Here is a 17465-nt window from a genome sequence, read left to right as displayed (position 1 = left end):
CCGTGGCGACCCTGATCGAGATCGACTCCGCGGAGGACCCCAGACTGGCCGACTACCGCGACCTGCGTGACGTCCAGCTCCGCAAGAGCCTAGAGGCCGAGCACGGGCTCTTCCTCGCCGAGGGCGAGAAGGTCGTGCGCCGGGCCGTGGAGGGCGGCTTCGAGCCCCGCTCGTTCCTGATGGCCCCGCGGTGGCTCGACGGGCTCAGCGACGTGCTCGCCACCTCCACCGCGCCCTGCTACGTGGTCGACGAGCGCCTGGCCGAGCAGGTCACGGGGTTCCACGTGCACCGAGGGGCGCTCGCCTCGCTCCACCGCCGCCCGCTGCCCAGCGTCGAGGAGGTGCTGCACGGAGCCCGCTCGGTTCTCGTGCTGGAGGACGTGGTCGACCACGCCAACGTCGGCGCCATCTTCCGCTCCGGCGCCGCCATGGGGTTCGACGCCGCCCTGCTCTCGCCCCGGTGCGCGGACCCGTTCTACCGCCGGGCGGTGAAGGTGGCCATGGGCGCAGTCTTCAGCCTTCCGTGGACCCGCCTCGACGACTGGTACGACGCGCTGCCCTCCCTGTCGCGCCGCGGCTTCACCACGGTCGCGCTCACTCTCGCCGAGGACGCCGTACCGGTGCCCGAGGCCGTGGCCGGGGTGGACCGGATCGCCCTGGTCCTCGGCTCGGAGGGACCGGGGCTCTCCGAGCGCTGGCAGCGCACCGCCGACCGCCGCGCGATCATCCCGATGCAGGCCGGGATCGACTCGCTCAACGTCGCCGCGGCCAGCGCGGTGGCCTGCTACGTGGCAGCGCAGCGCTGAGGCGCACGCCGGCCTCTCCGGGAGGGGGCAGCAGTCAGAGCGCGGGCAGGAAGGAGTCCTGGCAGGTCTCGGGGACTCGGGTGTCGACCGACCGCAGCGGCATCCACCGCCACCACCAGGGGATCGGCTCGGCCAGGGCGGAGTCGCCCACCCGGGGGACGATCACGGTGCCGCCAGCGCGCTCGTAGGTGACCGCGAGCTCGGGCCGCTGGTGCGTGTAGGCCCGGAAGGACGGCCAAGGCAGTCGGTAGTCGGAGTCGACGTAGGAGGCGAGGCCGGCGTCGCTGCTGGCGAGGACCCGGACCATGCCCTCGTGCGAGTCGCGCAGGGGCAGGCTGCGGGGGACCAGCAGGTGGTTGGACTCCCCGTCCACCAGGACGAGGTTCGAGTACATGTGCCACCCGTAGGCGGACTTGAGCTCCAGGTAGGGAGTGAGCCCGTTGGCCACCACCAGGGCGACGAGCGCGATCCCCGCGGGCCCGAGCCGCCAGTGTGGACGGAGTGAAGGTCCCGCGGCGATCGCCCCCCAGCCGACCAGTACCACGTAGGGCAGCCACCACAAGAAGCTGCCCGACGAGAGCCAGGCGTGCGAGGCGGAGGTCTGCGGCAGCACGTTGGCCGCGGTCACCGAGACGCCGACCAGGAGCGCCCCCGCCCGTAGCGCGCGCCGACGCCGCCGGCCCAGGAGACGACCCACCGAGCCGAGGCGCTCGAAGAAGGGGTCGGCCAGGAACAGGGCGAAGAGCGGGAGGAGGACCGCGGTGAAGTCGTAGAAGTGCTGGCCGAGGTCGAAGGAGAGGGCCGTGTGGAACGCCATGGCGAGGAGGACGCCGAAGCGTCGCGTCCGGGGGATCAGCAGGAGGAGCGGGACCGCCACCTCCACCGCCACCGGGACCCAGACGGCCATGAGCGGCAGGGCGCCGGTGGTTCCGGCCGACGGGAGCCCGAAGGCTCCCAGGGCCTCGTCCAGGTGGAAGGTCCCACAGCTGGTGACGGGATCGAGGAACCCGGTGTTGATCTTGGCGAAGGCCGCGAACGAGTAGAAGAGGAGGAGCACCGTCCGTGCCAGGGGCTCGAACCGGTCCGGGCGGCCGGCGGTCAGCAGGTAGCCGACCGAGACGAGTGCCGCGAGCAGCCAGTGGTTGCCCAGCACGGGTGCCTCGAGCACGGCCGTGACCACCGCCATGCCCATGAGCAGGAGGACCCGCTTCGCCCGCGGGTCGAGCAGCACGGCGGTCGCCGCCGCCCCCAGCAGGGTGAGCGAGACGCCGAGCAGGTCGGGGGAGGGCCACAGCCCGCCGTCGTCGAAGTTGCCGGCGAGGTGGGCGAGGGCCGCCACCGCCCACATGCGCGCGAAGACCCGGCGCCGCATTTCCATGCGCACATGATCGTCGTCCGAGTCGCCCGGCGCTGCCGAATGACCCATTCGCGGGGGCCGGCCGGGGCTCGGCCCGGTCCCTTGAGGACTTACGCCCGGGTGCGAGCGGGAGCCGGCCTGCCGGCCGCGTCAGGAGGCTTCGGCGGGCCAGTCCTCGGGGTACTCCGCGGCGGCCTTGTCGTGCGCCTTCTGGAGCTTCTTGCGTTGCTTGGTGGGCAACCGGTCGCCGAAGACGGTGCCGAGGGTGTGGTCCGTCTCGTGCTGCAGGCAGCGGGCGAGGAGACCGTCGCCCTCGAAGGTGACCGGCTCCCCGTCGAGCCCGTAGCCGTCGACCCGGGCCCAGTCGGGGCGTGGGCACTCGACGAACGCGCCGGGGAACGACAGGCAGCCTTCGTCCCCGTCGTCGAGTCGTCGGTCCTTGCCCTCGGGCAGGGTGATCCGCGGGTTGCAGACGACGCCAGCGGTGTGCTCGCCCGAGTCGTCGGGACAGTCGAAGACGAACATCGCCACGTCCTCGCCGATCTGACATGCCGCCAGCCCGACGCCGTCCGCGGCGTACATCGTGGCCACCATGTCGGCGGCCAGCTCCCGCAGGGCGTCGTCGAACTCCGTCACCTGCGCCTGCGGGCGGTGCATCACCTCGGCCCCCCACCGGGTGATCGGGCGGACCCGCCCCCCTGTGGGCAGCGGACCAGGGGGAGTGTGCGGAGCCTGCGACATGGCGTTCATGCTAGCGAGCGCCCACGTGTGACCTGCGACACGCACCGCACTGTGGCGCAGTGTGTAACTGGGAGTTACAGTAAGCGCCATGGCCTCATTCCCCTCAGTCCCCTCAGTTCTCGGACCGGGCGGCAGGAACGGGCTGGCGTCCCGCGAGACGCGGGCGCCGCTCGGCTACGCCGTGGCCGCTCTCAGCCGGCTGGCGCAGAGCGATCTGCTGGACCGGGTGGGTCTGCGTCGGACGGCCGAGCAGGCTGTCTACACGGCCACCCGTGGGGGGTTCCGGACCGCCGCGGCCGCCGGTCGCACCTTCGCGCGCAAGGGGCGCAAGGGCGCCGGCCTGCGCCCTCCGAGCGCCCAGTCCTCAGGGCGGTTCGACCTCACCCCGACCGAGGACGAGCAGATGCTCGTCGACGTCGTCTCGGAGTTCGCCTCCGAGGTGCTGCGCCCCGCCGCGGCCGACGCGGACGACGCGTGCGCGGCGCCGGAGGGGGTGCTGCGGTCGAGCCTGGAGATCGGCCTGCCGATCCTGGGCGTCCCGGAGTCGCTGGGTGGTATCACCGAGGAGCGCTCGGCGATGGCCGGGACCCTGGTCGCTGAGGCGCTCGCTAAGGGCGACATGGGACTCGCGGTCGCGAGCCTGGCCTCCGGAGCCGTCGCCACCGCGCTGTCGCTGTGGGGCAGCGAGGAGCAGCAGCAGACCTACCTCCCGGCGTTCACCGGTGACGATGTTCCAGCCGCGGCCCTGGCACTCGCCGAGCCTCGCGTCCTCTTCGACGCCCTGGCCCCGCTGACCACGGCCAGGCGCGACGGCGAGGGCTACGTGCTGACCGGCCTGAAGTCCGCGGTCCCGCGGGGTGCCGAGGCCGAGCTCTTCGTGGTGGGTGCCGCGCTGGACGGGAAGCCCGCCCTCTTCCTGGTCGAGTCCGGCGCCGCGGGCATCGAGGTGGTGGCCGACCCGTCGATGGGCGTCCGAGCCGCCGGCCTGACCCGGCTCCAGCTGACCGAGACCCCCGCCGAGCTCCTCGGCGAGGCGGACGGCTCGACCTATGCCGAGTGCGTCCGTCTCTCCCGACTGGCGTGGTGCGCGCTGGCCGTGGGCACCGCTCAGGCGGTGCTGGACTACGTGACCCCCTACGTCAAGGAGCGGGAGGCGTTCGGCGAGCCGGTGGCACACCGGCAGTCGGTGGCCTTCATGGTCGCCGACATCGCGATCGAGCTCCAGGCCATGAGGCTGGTGACCTGGCGTGCGGCGTCGCGGGCGGCCCAGGGCAAGGAGTTCGCCCGCGAGGTCGCGCTGGCCCGTCGCCTCTGCGCGGAGAAGGGCATGAGGATCGGCCTCGACGGCGTCCAGCTGCTCGGTGGACACGGCTTCGTCAAGGAGCACCCGGTGGAGCGGTGGTACCGCGACCTGAGGGCCCTGGGCGTCATGGAAGGAGGCGTCCTCGTCTGAGGACGAGGCACCGCAATGATCAACCTCGAGACCCCCCGCAAGCACCGCATGCTCATCGACCAGGCACACCAGGTCGCGATGAACATGCTGCGCCCCATCTCACGCAAGTACGACGCCGCCGAGCACGCCTACCCCAAGGAGCTCGACATGCTGGCGGCCATGATCGACGGCCTCTCCGAGTCGGGGACGGCCGAGGGGGCCGGTGCCACGGGGGTGAGCCAGGAGGCGCGCCCCGCGAAGAAGAAGGGCGACGAGGAGGGCGGCGTCCGCAACGGCGCCAACCTGGCCTCGATCCTCTCGATCGCCGAGATGTGTTGGGGCGACACCGCCCTTCTCCTCTCGATGCCGCGCCAGGGCCTCGGCAACGCGGCCATCGCCTCGGTGGCCAGCCCCGAGCAGCAGGAGCGCTTCAAGGGCCTCTGGGCGGCGATGGCCATCACCGAGCCGGGCATGGGCTCCGACTCCGCCGCCCTCACCACCACCGCCACGCTGGACGGCGACCACTACGTCCTCAACGGCGAGAAGATCTTCGTCACCTCCGGCGAGCGTGCCGGGGCCGTGGTCGTCTGGGCCACCCTCGACAAGAGCCTCGGCCGGGCGGCGATCAAGTCGTTCGTCGTCGAGAAGGGCACGCCCGGGATGCGGGTGGAGCGGCTCGAGCACAAGCTGGGGATCCGGGCCTCCGACACCGCGGTGATCACCTTCACCGACTGCCGGGTGCCCGCCGAGAACCTGCTCGGCTCGCCCGAGATCGACGTGAAGGCCGGCTTCGGTGGCGCGATGGCCACCTTCGACAACACCCGGCCGATGGTCGCCGCGATGGCGATCGGGTGCGCCCGGGCGTCCCTGGACCTGACCCGCGACCTCCTCGAGCAGGCCGGCATCACCATCGACTACGACCGGCCGGCCCAGGTGCAGAGCGCGGCGGCGGCCAAGTTCCTGCAGATGGAGGCCGACCTGGAGGGCGCGCGCCTGCTCGCCATGCAGGCCGCGTGGATGGCGGACAACCGCAAGCCCAACTCGCTCGAGGCCTCGATGGCCAAGGCGAAGGCCGGTCGGGTCGGGTCCGACATCACGCTCTCCTGCGTCGAGCTGGCCGGCACCCTGGGCTACAGCGAGGCCGAGCTGCTGGAGAAGTGGTCCCGGGACTCCAAGATCCTGGACATCTTCGAGGGGACCCAGCAGATCCAGCAGCTCATCGTGGCCCGTCGGGTGCTCGGGCTCTCCAGCGCGGAGCTGAAGTAGCCGAGCCGGACGCGCCGCTCAGCTCACGGCCCGGAACGGGTCGTGCTCGGCCAGGATGCGCTCGACCCGCGCCTGGTCGAGCCGGCTGGCCACGCTCTGCGACTCTTGGGCGTCGCGCACGCACTTGGCGAGCGTGAAGGTCGAGGTGGTCAGGAACATGGTGGCCATCCAGAGGAAGGCGCGGATCCAGGGATCGACCGGCAGGTAGAGGATCGCCCCCACCAGCGTGCCCAGCGCGACCGCGAAGGCGATGCCGGACTGGATGAAGAAGGCGTTGGTGTTCTTCAGGGGCGTGCCGTTGGTGTGGTTGCTCATGCCCCCCAGGCTGCCTCGGCACGGAGCCGTCCGGGACCGTGGCCGGTACGCATGTCGGGTGAGTATCCGTACCCGTCCCGGTGTGCGTGCCGGGGCCGGTGCCAGGGGGGCGGCACGTGCATCTCCCGGGACGGCGTCCGCGGAGGCTAGGTTGCGGCCATGAGCAGTCCGCACATGACTCCCGAGGAGTTCCGTCGTCACGGTCACGAGGTGATCGACTGGATCGCGGACTACTGGCAGGGCCTGGACGGGCGCCCGGTGCGCTCCCAGGTCGCGCCTGGGGAGGTCGCCTCCCGGCTGCCGTCCTCCCTCCCCGAGACGGGGGAGGACTTTGCCGAGGTGATGCACGACCTCGACCGGGTGCTGGTCCCCGGCCTGACCCACTGGCAGCACCCCCGCTTCTTCGCCTACTTCCCGGCCAACTCCTCCCCGGCCGCGGTCCTGGGCGACCTGCTCTCCAGCGGGATCGGCGCCCAGGGGATGCTCTGGGCCACCAGCCCGGCACTCACCGAGGCCGAGCAGGTGGTCCTCGACTGGCTGGCCGAGGCGCTGGGCCTGCCCGGTGACTTCCGCTCGGACGGCCCCGGGGGCGGGGTCATCCAGGACACCGCGTCCACCGCCACCTTCACCGCCCTGCTCGCGGCCCTGCACCGGGCGACCGGGGGAGCGGCGCGCTCCGACGGGGTCGGCTCCCGGTTGCGGGTCTACGGCTCGAGCCAGGCGCACTCCTCCCTGCACAAGGCCGTGATGATGAGCGGTCTGGGCGAGGCGTCGCTGCGCACGGTCCAGGTCGACCCCGCCACCCAGGCGCTCGACATCCAGGACCTACGCCGGCTGATGGCCGAGGACGCCGCGGCCGGTCTGGTACCGGCCATGGTGCAGGCGGCCGTCGGCACCACCTCGACGGGCGCGGTCGACGACGTGGCGGCCGTCGGGCAGGTGGCCGCGGAGCACGGTGCCTGGCTGCACGTGGACGCCGCCTGGGCGGGCGTCGCGGCGGTCTGTCCCGAGCACCGGTGGATCCACGCCGGCGTCGGCGAGCATGCCGACTCCTACGTCACCAATCCCCACAAGTGGCTGCTCACCACCTTCGACTGCAGCGCCTTCTGGGTGCGGGACCGGAGCGCCCTGACCGGTGCGCTCAGCCTGCTTCCCGAGTACCTGAGGAACCCGGCGAGCGAGGCCGGGGGTGTGGCTGACCTGCGGGACTGGCACCCCCAGCTCGGCCGCAGGTTCCGCGCCCTGAAGCTGATGGCTGTCCTCCGCACCTACGGGCGCGCAGGCTTGCAGGCGCACATCCGCTCGGGCGTGGGGCTCGCCGCCCGATTCGCGGCCCTGGTGGCGGGGGACGAGCGGTTCGAGGTGGTCACCGAGCCGGTGCTGGGCCTCGTGGTCTTCCGGTTGGTGGCCGGTGACGAGGCGACGCTGCGGGTGATGGAGGAGCTCAACGACTCGGGGGAGGCCTACCTGAGCCACACCCGGGTCGAAGACAGGGTGGCCATCCGGCTCGCGGTCGGGAGCTGGCGCACCGGTGAGGACGACGTCCTGCGGACCTGGGAGGCGCTGGTACGCCTGGCCGATGCCCAGAGCGCCTGAACGGTGCCTGATCAGGGGGCAGCGAGCGGCACCCGCGCCGCGGCACCTGAGGCGTGGGCCAGGAGCCACCGGGGCGGCTGCCACCCCCGTGCGGCGAAGCCGGCCGACACCTCGTCCAGCACCCGGCTCCGCGCGCCGGTGGGCGACAGGACCAGGGCGCAGCCGCCGAAGCCGCCCCCGGTCATGCGGGCACCCCAGGCGCCCCCGGCGAGTGCCCGCGCGACCGCCTCGTCCAGCTCCGGGCAGGAGACCTCGTAGTCGTCGCGGAGGCTGGTGTGGGAGGCGGTGAAGAGCCGGCCCACCTCCGCCCACTCCTCGTCCTCCAGCGCCGCCGCCACCCGGCTCACCCGGTCGTTCTCACTCTGCACGTGCCGGCGTCGGCGCCGTCCGGTCTCGGCGAGGGACTGCGGGTCATCGGCGGCGAGAGCCACCTCGGCCTCCGCCCGCCGGGTCCGGTAGCCACCGTCGGCGTGCGCGTGACGGGTGCGGGTGTCGACCACCAGGAGCTCCAGGCCGGCCCGCTCGGGGCGCCACGGCACATGGCGCCGGGAGCCGTCCCCGAAGTCGAGCAGCAGGGCGTGGCCCGGCCGGGCGAGCAGGACGACGCTCTGGTCGAGCCCACCGGTGGGAGCACCGACCCCGTCGACCTCGGCGGCGACGCAGCCCGCGACCAGGTCCTCGGGTGGGGCGGGGCTGAGCGCGGTGGCCACCGCACAGATCAGTGCCGCCGAGCTGGACAGCCCCGCCCCCACCGGGACGGAGCTGTCCACCAGGAGGTCCAGACCACCCTCGGCTCCCACCGCCGCCAGGGCACTCGTCACGTAGCTCGCCCACCCGGTCGCAGGGTCCCCGGCCGTGCCGCTCCACGGCTCGGGCGAGGCGGTGCTGTGGAGGCGGACCTGGTCGTCGTCACGCGGGGCCAGGGCCACCCAGGTGGCGTGCTCCAGCGCGATCGGCAGGCAGAGCCCGCCGTGGTAGTCGGTGTGCTCCCCGATCAGGTTGACCCGCCCGGGAGCCCGCGCCACCACCGTGGCGCTCCGCCCGAAGAGGTCCCGGAACCGCTGCTGCACCGGCCGCGCCAGGTCGGCAGGAAGCTGGGTGAGCATGGCGAGGAGCCTAGGGGAGTGCCCGGATCCGGGTAGTTTGGCGGCGTGAGATTCCTTGACGACCGCACGCCGGCCCACGACCTGACCTACGGCGACGTCTTCATGGTGCCCCGCGCCTCCTCGGTCGCCAGCCGTTTCGACGTCGACCTCGCCACCGTCGACGGCACCGGCGCCACGCTGCCGCTCGTCGTCTCCAACATGACGGCGATCGCCGGACGCCGGATGGCCGAGACCGTGGCGCGCCGAGGCGGCCTGACCGTCCTGCCCCAGGACATCCCGCTGCCCGTCGTGGCGGAGGTGGTCTCCTGGATCAAGAGCCGTCACCAGATCTTCGAGACGGCGATCGAGCTGACCCCGGAGCAGACGGTCGGCGAGGCGCTCTCGCTGATCCCCAAGCGGGCGCACCGGGCCGCGGTGGTGGTCGAGGGGCGGCGCCCGGTCGGCGTGGTCGTCGAGGACGACTGCACCGGGGTCGACCGGTTCACCCAGGTCCGTGACGTGATGGGCACCGACCTGGTGCGCGTCGAGAAGGGCACCGACCCGCGCGAGGTCTTCGACCATCTCGAGCACGCCCGCGCCCCGCTGGCCGTGGCCGTCGACGACCGGGGAGAGCTCCTGGGCGTCGTCACCCAGCTGGGGGCCTTGCGCTCGACCCTCTACACGCCGGCCCTGGACGACGCCGGTCGGCTGCGGGTGGCCGCCGCGGTCGGGGTCAACGGTGACGTCGCCGAGAAGGCCTCCGGCCTGCTGGCCGCGGGGGTGGACTGTCTCGTCGTGGACACCGCGCACGGTCACCAGGAGCGCATGCTGGACGCGCTCCGGGCGGTACGCGCGCTGGGCCCCGAGGTGCCCGTGGTCGCCGGCAACGTCGTCTCGGCGGAGGGGACCACGGCCCTCCTCGACGCCGGCGCCGACATCGTGAAGGTCGGCGTCGGCCCGGGCGCGATGTGCACGACCAGGATGATGACCGGCGTCGGCCGGCCGCAGTTCTCCGCGGTGGTGGAGTGTGCGGCGACCGCCCGGGCACGTGGCGGGCACGTCTGGGCCGACGGGGGCGTGCGCCACCCCCGCGACGTCGCCCTGGCCCTGGCGGCGGGGGCCTCGGCGGTGATGATCGGCTCCTGGTTCGCCGGGACCCACGAGTCGCCCGGCGACCTGCTCCAGGATGCGGAGGGCAGGCTCTTCAAGCAGTCGTTCGGGATGGCGTCCGCGCGCGCGGTGGCCCACCGCACCGCCCACGAGTCCGCGTTCGACCGCGCCCGCAAGGGTCTCTACGAGGAGGGGATCTCCTCCTCCCGGATGTACCTGGACCCCGCGCGTCCGGGGGTCGAGGACCTGATCGACGAGATCTGCAGCGGAGTCCGTTCCGCGTGCACCTACGCCGGTGCCCGCACGCTCGAGGAGCTGCACGAGCGCGTGGTGGTCGGGGTGCAGTCGGCCGCCGGCTTCCACGAGGGACGCCCCCTCACGAGCAGCTGGTGACCTCCTCGCCGAGCGCCCGCCGGTTCCTGGTGGTCGCTGCCACGCGAGCGGAGGCGGCGTACCTGCCGGCGGGCCTGCCCCTCGTGGTGACCGGGCTGGGCAAGACCGCGGCCGCTGCGCGGACCGCGCAGGCCCTGTCGCGGATGGACGACCTCGACGGCCTCACCGTGCTCAACGTCGGCACCGCCGGCGCGCTGCGGCCCGGCCTGGAGGGCCTCCACGAGCCCGGTGTGGTCCTCAACCACGAGATCAACGCAGAAGCGGTGCGAGCCCTGGGCTACGACCCGCAGGAACGGCTGGTGGTGGGTCCGGGGGAGACGGTGCTGGCCACGGGAGACCTCTTCGTCACCGACCCGAGGGTCCGGGACCGGCTGGCGGAGCGCGCCCACCTCGTCGACATGGAGGGGTACGCGGTGGCCTGGACGGCGCTGGCCATGGGCGTCCCGGTCCGGCTGGCCAAGCACGTCTCGGACCACGCCGACGAGTCCGCGACGGAGTGGCCGAGCCTCGTCGAGGCCAGTGCCCGGGTGCTCGGCCGGTGGGTCGAGGAGCAGCTCGACGGCGACGGATAGGATCGCGGTCGTGAGGCTGAGGAGACGGGTCGCCGACGGCGAGCAGCTCGACTACGTCTTCGTGATGACCTACGGGCGCTCCGGGTCGACCCTGCTGATGGGGATCCTCAACTCCATCCCCGGCTACCTGATCCGCGGTGAGAACCGGCACGCGGTGCGGCACCTCTACGAGTTCCACCGCAGCGGGCTGGTCGAGAAGGCCCGGGTCAACCCGCGCAACGCCCAGGCGTCGACCCACCCGTGGTTCGGGATCCACGGGTTCGACGAGGACGCCTCCCTCCGCGACGTCAGGCGCCTGGTCCTGGACACGCTGCTGCGCCCCGAGCCGCGCACCCGGGTGACCGGGTTCAAGGAGATCCGCTGGTACGATCAGGACCTCGCCAAGTACGTCGACTTCCTGCGCCAGGTCTTCCCCGGGGCGCGCTTCGTGGTCAACACCCGTCACCTGCCCGACGTCGCGGCCAGCGCGTTCTGGCGGCACAAGGACGACCCGCTCGGGCGCCTCGAGGTGATCGAGGAGCGGATGCTGGGGGTCGCCGACGAGCTGGGGGACGCCGCCTACCGGGTTCACTACGACGACTACCGCGACGATCCGGGCGCGCTCCGCGGTCTCTTCGAGTGGCTGGGGGAGCGGTTCGACGAGGAGCGCATCTCGCGGACCCTCTCCGTGCCCCACTCGATCAAGGCCCGCGCCTGAGGTCTCACCGGGTGTCCCTCCGGGCGGGCACCCGGAGTCGAGCCGACTAGGCGTAGAGCCCTGCCAGTAGTCGGTGACCGAAGCGCTCGAACCTCTCGTCGCCGACTCCGTACGCCCAGACCGCTGTGCTCACCGCTTCACCCACCCGCGTGCGCCGCCATTCCTCCGGTTCGCGTGGGTCGCTGCCGTACCCCGCGAGGAATGCCGCCTCGAGCTCGCGGTCGCGGGTGAAGTCCTGGCTCGCGAGACGGACGAAGTCCTCGGTCGGTGGGCGCAGGTCGGCGCGTCCGAAGTCGATGACTCTGACGACGCCGTCGTCGATCAGCCAGTTGCGCGGCTGCCAGTCGCCGTGGGTCGGCACGACGCGGGCACCGCCACCGGGCCAGGTCGACACCTCGGCGTGCACGCTCCTGACGATCGCGGGGTCGATGCGGTGAGGCCGCGCGAGGTGCCGTTCTGTGCGCTGACGGAACCGGTCGTTCCACTCGGGGTCGACGACCGAGAGCTGGCCGTGGAGGGCGGCGAGCAGCGAGCCCGCCTGCCGGTAGGTCTCGGGGCGGTCCTGTGCGCCGGTCCCCTCCACCAGGGTGCCCGGCAGGTAGCGGGTGACCAGCATCTTCGCGCTCTCGTCGCCGAACAGCAGCGAAGGGGCGTGCCCGGTGGCGACCCATGGACCCAGCCACTCCCGGTGAGCACGGAGCTCCCGGCCGATGTGGTGATCCGCGACCCCGCCTGCTTTCGCGATGAGACGGCCGTGCTCGCCGGCCAGGTCGAGCACCCTGGTCTCCGCGAGACCCCAGCTGAGATCAGCGAGAACCCTCGCGTCCGGGAGCCAGCGTGCGAGCAGATCGCGCTGCTCGGGTCGCAACCGGGCCAGCTCACCTGCCACAGGCAGTCAGACCCGGCGCAGGACGGTGACGGCGAAGTCGGACTCGTCCGTCCACGGTGCGAGGTCCCACGTGCCGAACCGGTGGTCGACCGTGAACCCGACCTCCGCCGCGTCGGCGTCGAGACGGTCCCACGTGTAGGCGTCGGGGTCGCGCCGGAAGCCGAGCACGAGCCGGCCCCCGGGTCGCAGGTGCGCGCGCAACCGCTCCAGGACGGCGCGCTCGGTGCCGGGGGCGAGGAAGAGCATGACGTTGCCCGCGCAGACGGCGAGGTCGAAGGGCTCGGTCCCGAGGTCGAGGGTGGAGAGGTCGGCGACCCGGTAGGTGGGGCCGGGGTGGTCCTCCTCGGCCGCCTCGATCAGCACCGGGTCGACGTCGACGCCCCAGACCACGTGGCCCCGCTGGGCGAGTGCCCCGGCCAACCGGCCAGGTCCGCAGCCGGCATCCAGCACCCGGGCGCCGCGGGGCACCATGGCGTCGACCAGTCGGGCCTCACCCTCGAGGTCCGCGCCCTCGGCGGCCATGGTCCGGAAGCGCTCGACGTACCACTTCGAGTGGGAGTCCTTGGTGTCGGTGAACCAGCGGGGTAGGTCGCTCATGGCTCCATGGTGGCCCATGCCGCCGCCCGGACCCGGCGTGGGGCGTCGCGCGCGCTTCGGCGGAGTCAGCCGCGCGAGCTCCTCGACGTGCGGCCCCGGACCACCCCGACGAACGCCTGGGTGGTCTCGTCGTCCCGCGCGCGGAGCCACGCCAGCCCCATCCGGGTCGTGGGCAGGTCCGTGACCACCCGGTGCACGACGTCCTTGCGGTGGTGGAGCCTGGCGACCGACATCGGGAGAACGACGACCCCCGTGCCGCTCGCCGCGACCTCGACCGCCTCCTTGGCCGTCATCGGCGGGAACGACAGCTGCTCGGCCGTGGCCGGGACCCCGTCCGGCACCCCGAGGACGAACTGCTCGTCGGCGAGGTCCGCGGCGGTCAGCTCCTCGTAGAGGGAGGCGGGGTGCTCGACGCCCACCACCACGACAGGCAGCTCCTCGTAGAGGGGGATGCAGAAGAGGTCGTCGGCCGACCCCGGCACCGGCAGCCGGGCCAGGACCATGTCGGCCCTCCCGTCGTCGAGGACGGCACGCTGGTCGTCCTCCTCGACCGGGATCAGCTCGAGGCGCTCACGGCTGCGCTCCCGCCATGCCCGCGCCCACTTGTCTGGGGTGGCTCCGGGCACGAAGGCGACACGCAAGGTCATGCCCACAGCCTTTCACGGGTGCGCCCGGGCACGATGGTCAGCCGCTGCGGGGCCACGGACGGGCAAGGGCGGCGCGCACTCGGGGCTAGACTGCCTCGGCGTGGGCCAGGTAGTCATCATCGGGGCGGGCGGGCACGGCCGCGAGCTCCTCGAGGCCCTCGAGGCGCACCGTCTCGACTGGGGCACCGTGCCGGGCGAGCACCCTCAGAAGGTGACCTTCGGCGGGTTCCTGGACGACCGTGAGCCCGAGGCCGACCTGCTGGCGCGGCTCGGGGCCGCCTGGCTGGGGCCGTTCGCCGAGCTCGCCTCGCTGCCGCCGACGACGCGCTACCTCGTCGGCCTCGGCTCGGGGGCGGGTCGTCGCGAGGTCGACCAACGGGCCGGCGCGGTCGGCCTGGAGCCGTTCACGCTGGTCCACCCGGACGCCACGGTCGGCGTCGACGTGACGCTGGAGCCGGGCGCCGTCGTCTTCGCCGGAGCGACGGTGACGACCAACATCCGGGTGGGGCGGCACGTGCACGTCGGTCGGGGCGTCGCCGTGGGTCACGACACCGTGCTCGACCCCTACGTCAGCATCTACCCCAATGCCGCCGTCTCCGGCAACGTGCGGCTCGGCGAGGCGTCGACCGTCGGCAGCGGGGCGACCGTCAGGCAGGGGGTGACCGTGGCCGAAGGGGCCACCGTCGCGATGGGCGCGACGGTGATCCGTGACGTCCCGGCGGGCCTCACGGTGGCCGGGGTTCCTGCCGTCGCGCTGTGAGGCGGTTCGTAGCCGGGCGTCGACTCATCGGCGGGTACGGGCTTGGACGTAGTTGAGTTCCACCGGCCTGCACGGCCACGGTGACGGACCTGCGTCAGCCGGTGTGCGGCCCCCAGGCGTCCAACTGACCTACAACGTCATCCATGGCGAGCCGGGTCTGGTTTCGGAGGTCTATGCACTTGCCGGCACCGGTCAGCGCGCACCTATCGTCATTGGCCGCCTTCGCGGCCTCGGCCAGTGTGGTGGAGGACTCGATGGTGTCCGCGACGAGCGACCCGATCTCGCTAGGCACCGCACCGACGTAGTCGGGTGCATCTGGCTTCTGCGCCCCTTCGAGCGAGACGCTCAGGGCCTCCGCCCCGTAGGAGAGGGTGAGTAGCCCCATGGCGCACACGATGCCGTCGGGCTCGGGATCCAGAGACCCGGCGCTCGACCAGTCACAGTCACCCATGGTCGACAATTGCTCTCGAAGGTCTGTCTCGTTCTTGGCCACGATCGAGGCGTACTGGCTGACGATGGCCGTGTCCTCGTCGGGCTCTTCATCAGCGGTTGTCTTGGACGGCTCGTCGCTCGGAGTGGTGTCAGCCTTCTCGCCGGTGTCAGTGGCTCCGCACGCGACCAGGACGGCGAGCAGCAAGGGTGCGACGACCAGCGCGCGGAGAGATCTCATGGCGTGAATGTAGCGGCGCTTACGAGCCACGGAGGCCGAATCCGCCTGACGGCCGATATCGGCAACTGGGTCAGCAGGCCCCTACAGGGATCACGTCGAGCGGCTCCGGGCCTTGGGGACACTCCTAGGCACCCTCGGCATGCGACACCATGGATTCGTGACTGAGCGTTACGCGGCCAGACCCCGCGGTGCGTCTCGCCCCGGAAAGCAGCAATCCCCCCTCCGGATCTACTTGGAGGGGGGATGACTTGGGTGTCCGAGGGGGGAGAAACACACTCTGGATGGGGAAGTTTCCCCGGACCAACGTGGTGGTTGGTCATGCCATGCATCCTACCTGTATCCACCTTCGTTAAGCGGAACTGCGCTTCACCGCTTCGGTGTGGGCACGTGATAGAGGAGTTGCATGCTCATCGAGGGAACGGTGAGGCGCACCTCTCCCGGCTTCTGTGGATGAGCCAAGACTGCCTCGACGGCGTGCCCGGTCACCCAACGAACCTCGGACGGCACCCAGGGCTGTTGGGCGTAACGGAAACGCGCCACCGCCCACAGCGCCCGAAGTTGCGTGAGGGCCAGACTGGTTAGGGAAAGGTTCTGCTCCGCGTTGACCCAGGTCGTCGTCTCATACCACCGCTTGCCGCGGTCGCTGTCCCCAGTGGTCAGATGCGTGATGGAGGGTCCGTCTGCCTTGATGGGCAGTTCCGTCTGCTGGTCCCCGAACGCCATCGCGGCTGCCCCTGGCCGAACCGCCAAGCCGTGCTTGGCCGAGTTGTAGAGGGGGCCATCGTCGAGAAGAAGACGCCCCAAGTGCCCCATCAGTGACGATGCCCCTTGCTGCACCGCGGTCCACTGTTCATCTGGCGAAGAGGAAGTCAGTCGAGGCCGACCGGTGAAGACGTCCATGAGCGCTTCGGACGTCTCTTCGCTCCCGCGTGTCGTGAGGAACCTTTCGACCTTTCCCTTGAACTCGCCCGGCGTCCGGACACGAGCCACTTCTAACCAAGGGCAGGCAGGGTGACCGACATGTGCCAGATACAAGCGGAAGAGCGCCTCAGCGGTGTGATGGAGCAACACCGTGGACTCCGCGGTGATGTAGTCACGGGTCTCGTCGCCGTCATCGTCCTCCGGTGTCTTCCACTTGGCCTTGACCACGCCGATAGCGAGTTCCTCGTTGAAGGAGCTTGGCAAGCGGTCTGGCCCTTGCGCAGCCAAGAACAGCCCTCGCAACCGACGGTCGAGGTAGTCGTGCGGAGCCATCACGCCGCTGTAGAACCGATGGTTCATCTCGGGGAACTGCTCTGGGGCGAGGTTGCGGTCCTCGGGACGAGTCTTGGTCACCTCCAGGAGACTACGACGAGATTCGTCACCCTGTGAGGGTTGTGAGGCTTGTGAGGACCTCGGTGGTCATGTCCTCTCAGCGGGTCACAACGCGGTGTAGAGCCCGTGCCCGGCCTTGCCTATCTGTCCCACGCCGGCCATTTGACTGAGGTATTGCCTCGCGCTCACGTCGCTGAGGTCGAGAGCCGCTGCGAGCTGCTTGGGGCCCACGGGACGGTCCTGACGTTCCAGATAGTCCAGCACCTGCTGCCGACCGCCGCTCAGACGTGCGCGCTCGTTGGTTCCCACGACGTTCCAGCGGAGGTCGTCGCCGCGTTCCAAGGTCAGGTCGGACTCCTCAGCGTTCCGGGGACGGACGGCCAGCACGCACTGTCGCGCGGCCGTGTGGCGGCTGAGGACCGCGTTGCCGTCGGTTGCAGCCGTCATCCCATTGCTACCGCTGATGCGGTGCATCACGTCCTCACCCTCAGCCTTCCGCGTGTGGTGGACCAGGACGATGAGCACGCCAGGGAACTCCTGAGCCAGGCTCGCCAGACCGGCAAGAGCCTTGTAGTCCTCCTGATGCCGGTCCACGCCGCGGAGGGTCGGGGCCACGGAGGCGTAGGTGTCGATGACGACCAGCCGTGGGCTCTCCTGTGAGCTGAGCCAGGTGCGAAGTTGGTTCTCCAGGTCGCCACCTAGCGACCGACTCTCGTAGGCGATGTGCAACCGGGATGGCGCAGGTTCACCGCCAAGCATGGTGGACAGCCGCGCACGGAACGAGTGCTTCCCGCCCTCGTTGGCCACGTAGAGCGCGTCTCCTTCCTCAACCTCGAGAGACCCCCATGCGTCCGAGCCCGATGAGACTGCGAGGGCCAGGTCCTGCAGCAGCAGGGACTTCCCGGCCTTCGGGTCTCCGGCAAGGAGGAGCAGTCCGGCGGGGATGACGTTGCCCACCACCATCGGAACGGGCGGGAGGTCTTCGGCCATCAAGTCCGCGGCGGTGTGGGTCATCAGGGGCGAGGGTGCAGAGGTGGTCATCGGTTCTTCCTTGTTCGGGACCGATGCCCCTTCACTTCGTTTGTCGGCATCGGGCACCACGTCGCGGTGCCTGCCGGACCGTGACGCCCCAACGAAGTTCGTCAACCAACCCCGTTCACATCGCTCACACGCCTCACAACCTGGGCCGGTTGTGGCGGGGCTGGCTGCCCCGCATCC

18 protein-coding genes are annotated in these 17465 nt (G+C 71.5%); 8 read left to right on the top strand and 10 right to left on the bottom strand.

The genetic code is table 11. The annotated features are described in order from the left end of the window. Nucleotides 1–2 precede the first annotated feature (2 nt). Nucleotides 3–806 carry a TrmH family RNA methyltransferase gene (locus AC3X7R_RS13170; protein ID WP_489966123.1) on the top strand — a complete coding sequence of 268 codons (804 nt, stop codon included), beginning with the start codon at nucleotides 3–5 and terminating at the stop codon, nucleotides 804–806. A gap of 34 nt (nucleotides 807–840) precedes the next feature. Here AC3X7R_RS13170 and AC3X7R_RS13165 read toward each other — a convergent pair whose 3' ends face one another. Together AC3X7R_RS13165 and def are read right to left on the bottom strand one after the other, a co-directional pair. Then, nucleotides 841–2184 carry a hypothetical protein gene (locus tag AC3X7R_RS13165; protein WP_489966122.1) on the bottom strand — a complete coding sequence of 448 codons (1344 nt, stop codon included), beginning with the start codon at nucleotides 2182–2184 and terminating at the stop codon, nucleotides 841–843. 129 nt (nucleotides 2185–2313) lie between these two features. Next, entirely contained in the window at nucleotides 2314–2904 is a 591-nt protein-coding gene (def, locus tag AC3X7R_RS13160) for a peptide deformylase (RefSeq protein ID WP_489966121.1), read from the bottom strand. An 88-nt stretch (nucleotides 2905–2992) separates the two neighbouring features. Here def and AC3X7R_RS13155 point away from each other — a divergent pair, with 88 nt between their 5' ends. Together AC3X7R_RS13155 and AC3X7R_RS13150 are read left to right on the top strand one after the other, a co-directional pair. After that, nucleotides 2993–4357: an acyl-CoA dehydrogenase family protein gene (locus tag AC3X7R_RS13155; RefSeq protein ID WP_489966120.1), complete on the top strand. Its 1365-nt coding sequence runs from the start codon at nucleotides 2993–2995 to the stop codon at nucleotides 4355–4357. Nucleotides 4358–4372: 15 nt separating this feature from the next. Beyond that, nucleotides 4373–5602 carry an acyl-CoA dehydrogenase family protein gene (locus AC3X7R_RS13150; protein WP_489966119.1) on the top strand — a complete coding sequence of 410 codons (1230 nt, stop codon included), beginning with the start codon at nucleotides 4373–4375 and terminating at the stop codon, nucleotides 5600–5602. A gap of 18 nt (nucleotides 5603–5620) precedes the next feature. On the opposite strand, the gene AC3X7R_RS13145 is transcribed toward AC3X7R_RS13150, so the two are convergent. Continuing rightward, the gene (locus AC3X7R_RS13145) at nucleotides 5621–5917 is read right to left on the bottom strand and encodes a YiaA/YiaB family inner membrane protein (protein WP_489966118.1); all 297 of its coding nucleotides are present in this window, start codon (nucleotides 5915–5917) and stop codon (nucleotides 5621–5623) included. A 159-nt stretch (nucleotides 5918–6076) separates the two neighbouring features. On the opposite strand from AC3X7R_RS13145, the gene AC3X7R_RS13140 reads away from it, so the two are divergent. Continuing rightward, a complete protein-coding gene (locus tag AC3X7R_RS13140; RefSeq protein WP_489966117.1) occupies nucleotides 6077–7513 on the top strand; it encodes a pyridoxal phosphate-dependent decarboxylase family protein in 1437 nt (478 codons plus the stop codon). A gap of 11 nt (nucleotides 7514–7524) precedes the next feature. On the opposite strand, the gene AC3X7R_RS13135 is transcribed toward AC3X7R_RS13140, so the two are convergent. Then, nucleotides 7525–8619, bottom strand: coding sequence for a galactokinase (locus AC3X7R_RS13135; RefSeq protein WP_489966116.1), 1095 nt, complete (start codon nucleotides 8617–8619; stop codon nucleotides 7525–7527). A 45-nt stretch (nucleotides 8620–8664) separates the two neighbouring features. Between AC3X7R_RS13135 and AC3X7R_RS13130 the strand changes: the two genes are divergently transcribed. The 3 genes from AC3X7R_RS13130 to AC3X7R_RS13120 are packed head-to-tail and all read left to right on the top strand — an operon-like array spanning nucleotide 8665 to nucleotide 11370. Next, on the top strand, nucleotides 8665–10101 hold the full coding sequence (locus AC3X7R_RS13130) for a GuaB1 family IMP dehydrogenase-related protein (protein ID WP_489966115.1): 1437 nt from the start codon (nucleotides 8665–8667) through the stop codon (nucleotides 10099–10101). Then, nucleotides 10098–10673, top strand: a complete 576-nt coding sequence (locus AC3X7R_RS13125) for a nucleosidase (RefSeq protein ID WP_489966114.1) — start codon at nucleotides 10098–10100, stop codon at nucleotides 10671–10673. The genes AC3X7R_RS13130 and AC3X7R_RS13125 overlap by 4 nt, the downstream gene beginning before the upstream one ends. Nucleotides 10674–10683: 10 nt before the next feature. After that, nucleotides 10684–11370 carry a sulfotransferase gene (locus tag AC3X7R_RS13120; protein WP_489966113.1) on the top strand — a complete coding sequence of 229 codons (687 nt, stop codon included), beginning with the start codon at nucleotides 10684–10686 and terminating at the stop codon, nucleotides 11368–11370. Nucleotides 11371–11416: 46 nt separating this feature from the next. Here AC3X7R_RS13120 and AC3X7R_RS13115 read toward each other — a convergent pair whose 3' ends face one another. From AC3X7R_RS13115 to AC3X7R_RS13105, 3 genes are all read right to left on the bottom strand, one after another. Continuing rightward, a complete protein-coding gene (locus AC3X7R_RS13115; RefSeq protein ID WP_489966112.1) occupies nucleotides 11417–12259 on the bottom strand; it encodes a phosphotransferase in 843 nt (280 codons plus the stop codon). 6 nt (nucleotides 12260–12265) lie between these two features. Then, nucleotides 12266–12856 carry a class I SAM-dependent methyltransferase gene (locus tag AC3X7R_RS13110; RefSeq protein WP_489966111.1) on the bottom strand — a complete coding sequence of 197 codons (591 nt, stop codon included), beginning with the start codon at nucleotides 12854–12856 and terminating at the stop codon, nucleotides 12266–12268. Between the two features lie 65 nt (nucleotides 12857–12921). Beyond that, entirely contained in the window at nucleotides 12922–13503 is a 582-nt protein-coding gene (locus tag AC3X7R_RS13105; protein ID WP_489966110.1) for a LysR substrate-binding domain-containing protein, read from the bottom strand. A 100-nt stretch (nucleotides 13504–13603) separates the two neighbouring features. Between AC3X7R_RS13105 and AC3X7R_RS13100 the strand changes: the two genes are divergently transcribed. Next, a complete protein-coding gene (locus AC3X7R_RS13100) occupies nucleotides 13604–14263 on the top strand; it encodes an acetyltransferase (RefSeq protein ID WP_489966109.1) in 660 nt (219 codons plus the stop codon). 94 nt (nucleotides 14264–14357) lie between these two features. On the opposite strand, the gene AC3X7R_RS13095 is transcribed toward AC3X7R_RS13100, so the two are convergent. The 3 genes from AC3X7R_RS13095 to AC3X7R_RS13085 all read right to left on the bottom strand — a co-directional run bounded on the left by AC3X7R_RS13095 (nucleotide 14358) and on the right by AC3X7R_RS13085 (nucleotide 17288). Continuing rightward, the gene (locus AC3X7R_RS13095; protein ID WP_489966108.1) at nucleotides 14358–14933 is read right to left on the bottom strand and encodes a hypothetical protein; all 576 of its coding nucleotides are present in this window, start codon (nucleotides 14931–14933) and stop codon (nucleotides 14358–14360) included. A 366-nt stretch (nucleotides 14934–15299) separates the two neighbouring features. Next, the gene (locus AC3X7R_RS13090) at nucleotides 15300–16268 is read right to left on the bottom strand and encodes a hypothetical protein (RefSeq protein ID WP_489966107.1); all 969 of its coding nucleotides are present in this window, start codon (nucleotides 16266–16268) and stop codon (nucleotides 15300–15302) included. 84 nt (nucleotides 16269–16352) lie between these two features. After that, entirely contained in the window at nucleotides 16353–17288 is a 936-nt protein-coding gene (locus tag AC3X7R_RS13085; protein ID WP_489966106.1) for an AAA family ATPase, read from the bottom strand. Between the last annotated feature and the right edge of the window lie 177 nt (nucleotides 17289–17465).

The organism is Nocardioides sp. Z22_16 (genome assembly GCF_058134365.1).
The sequence above is the reverse complement of the archived record's forward strand: the minus strand, read 5'-3'. Positions and strand labels throughout refer to the sequence as shown.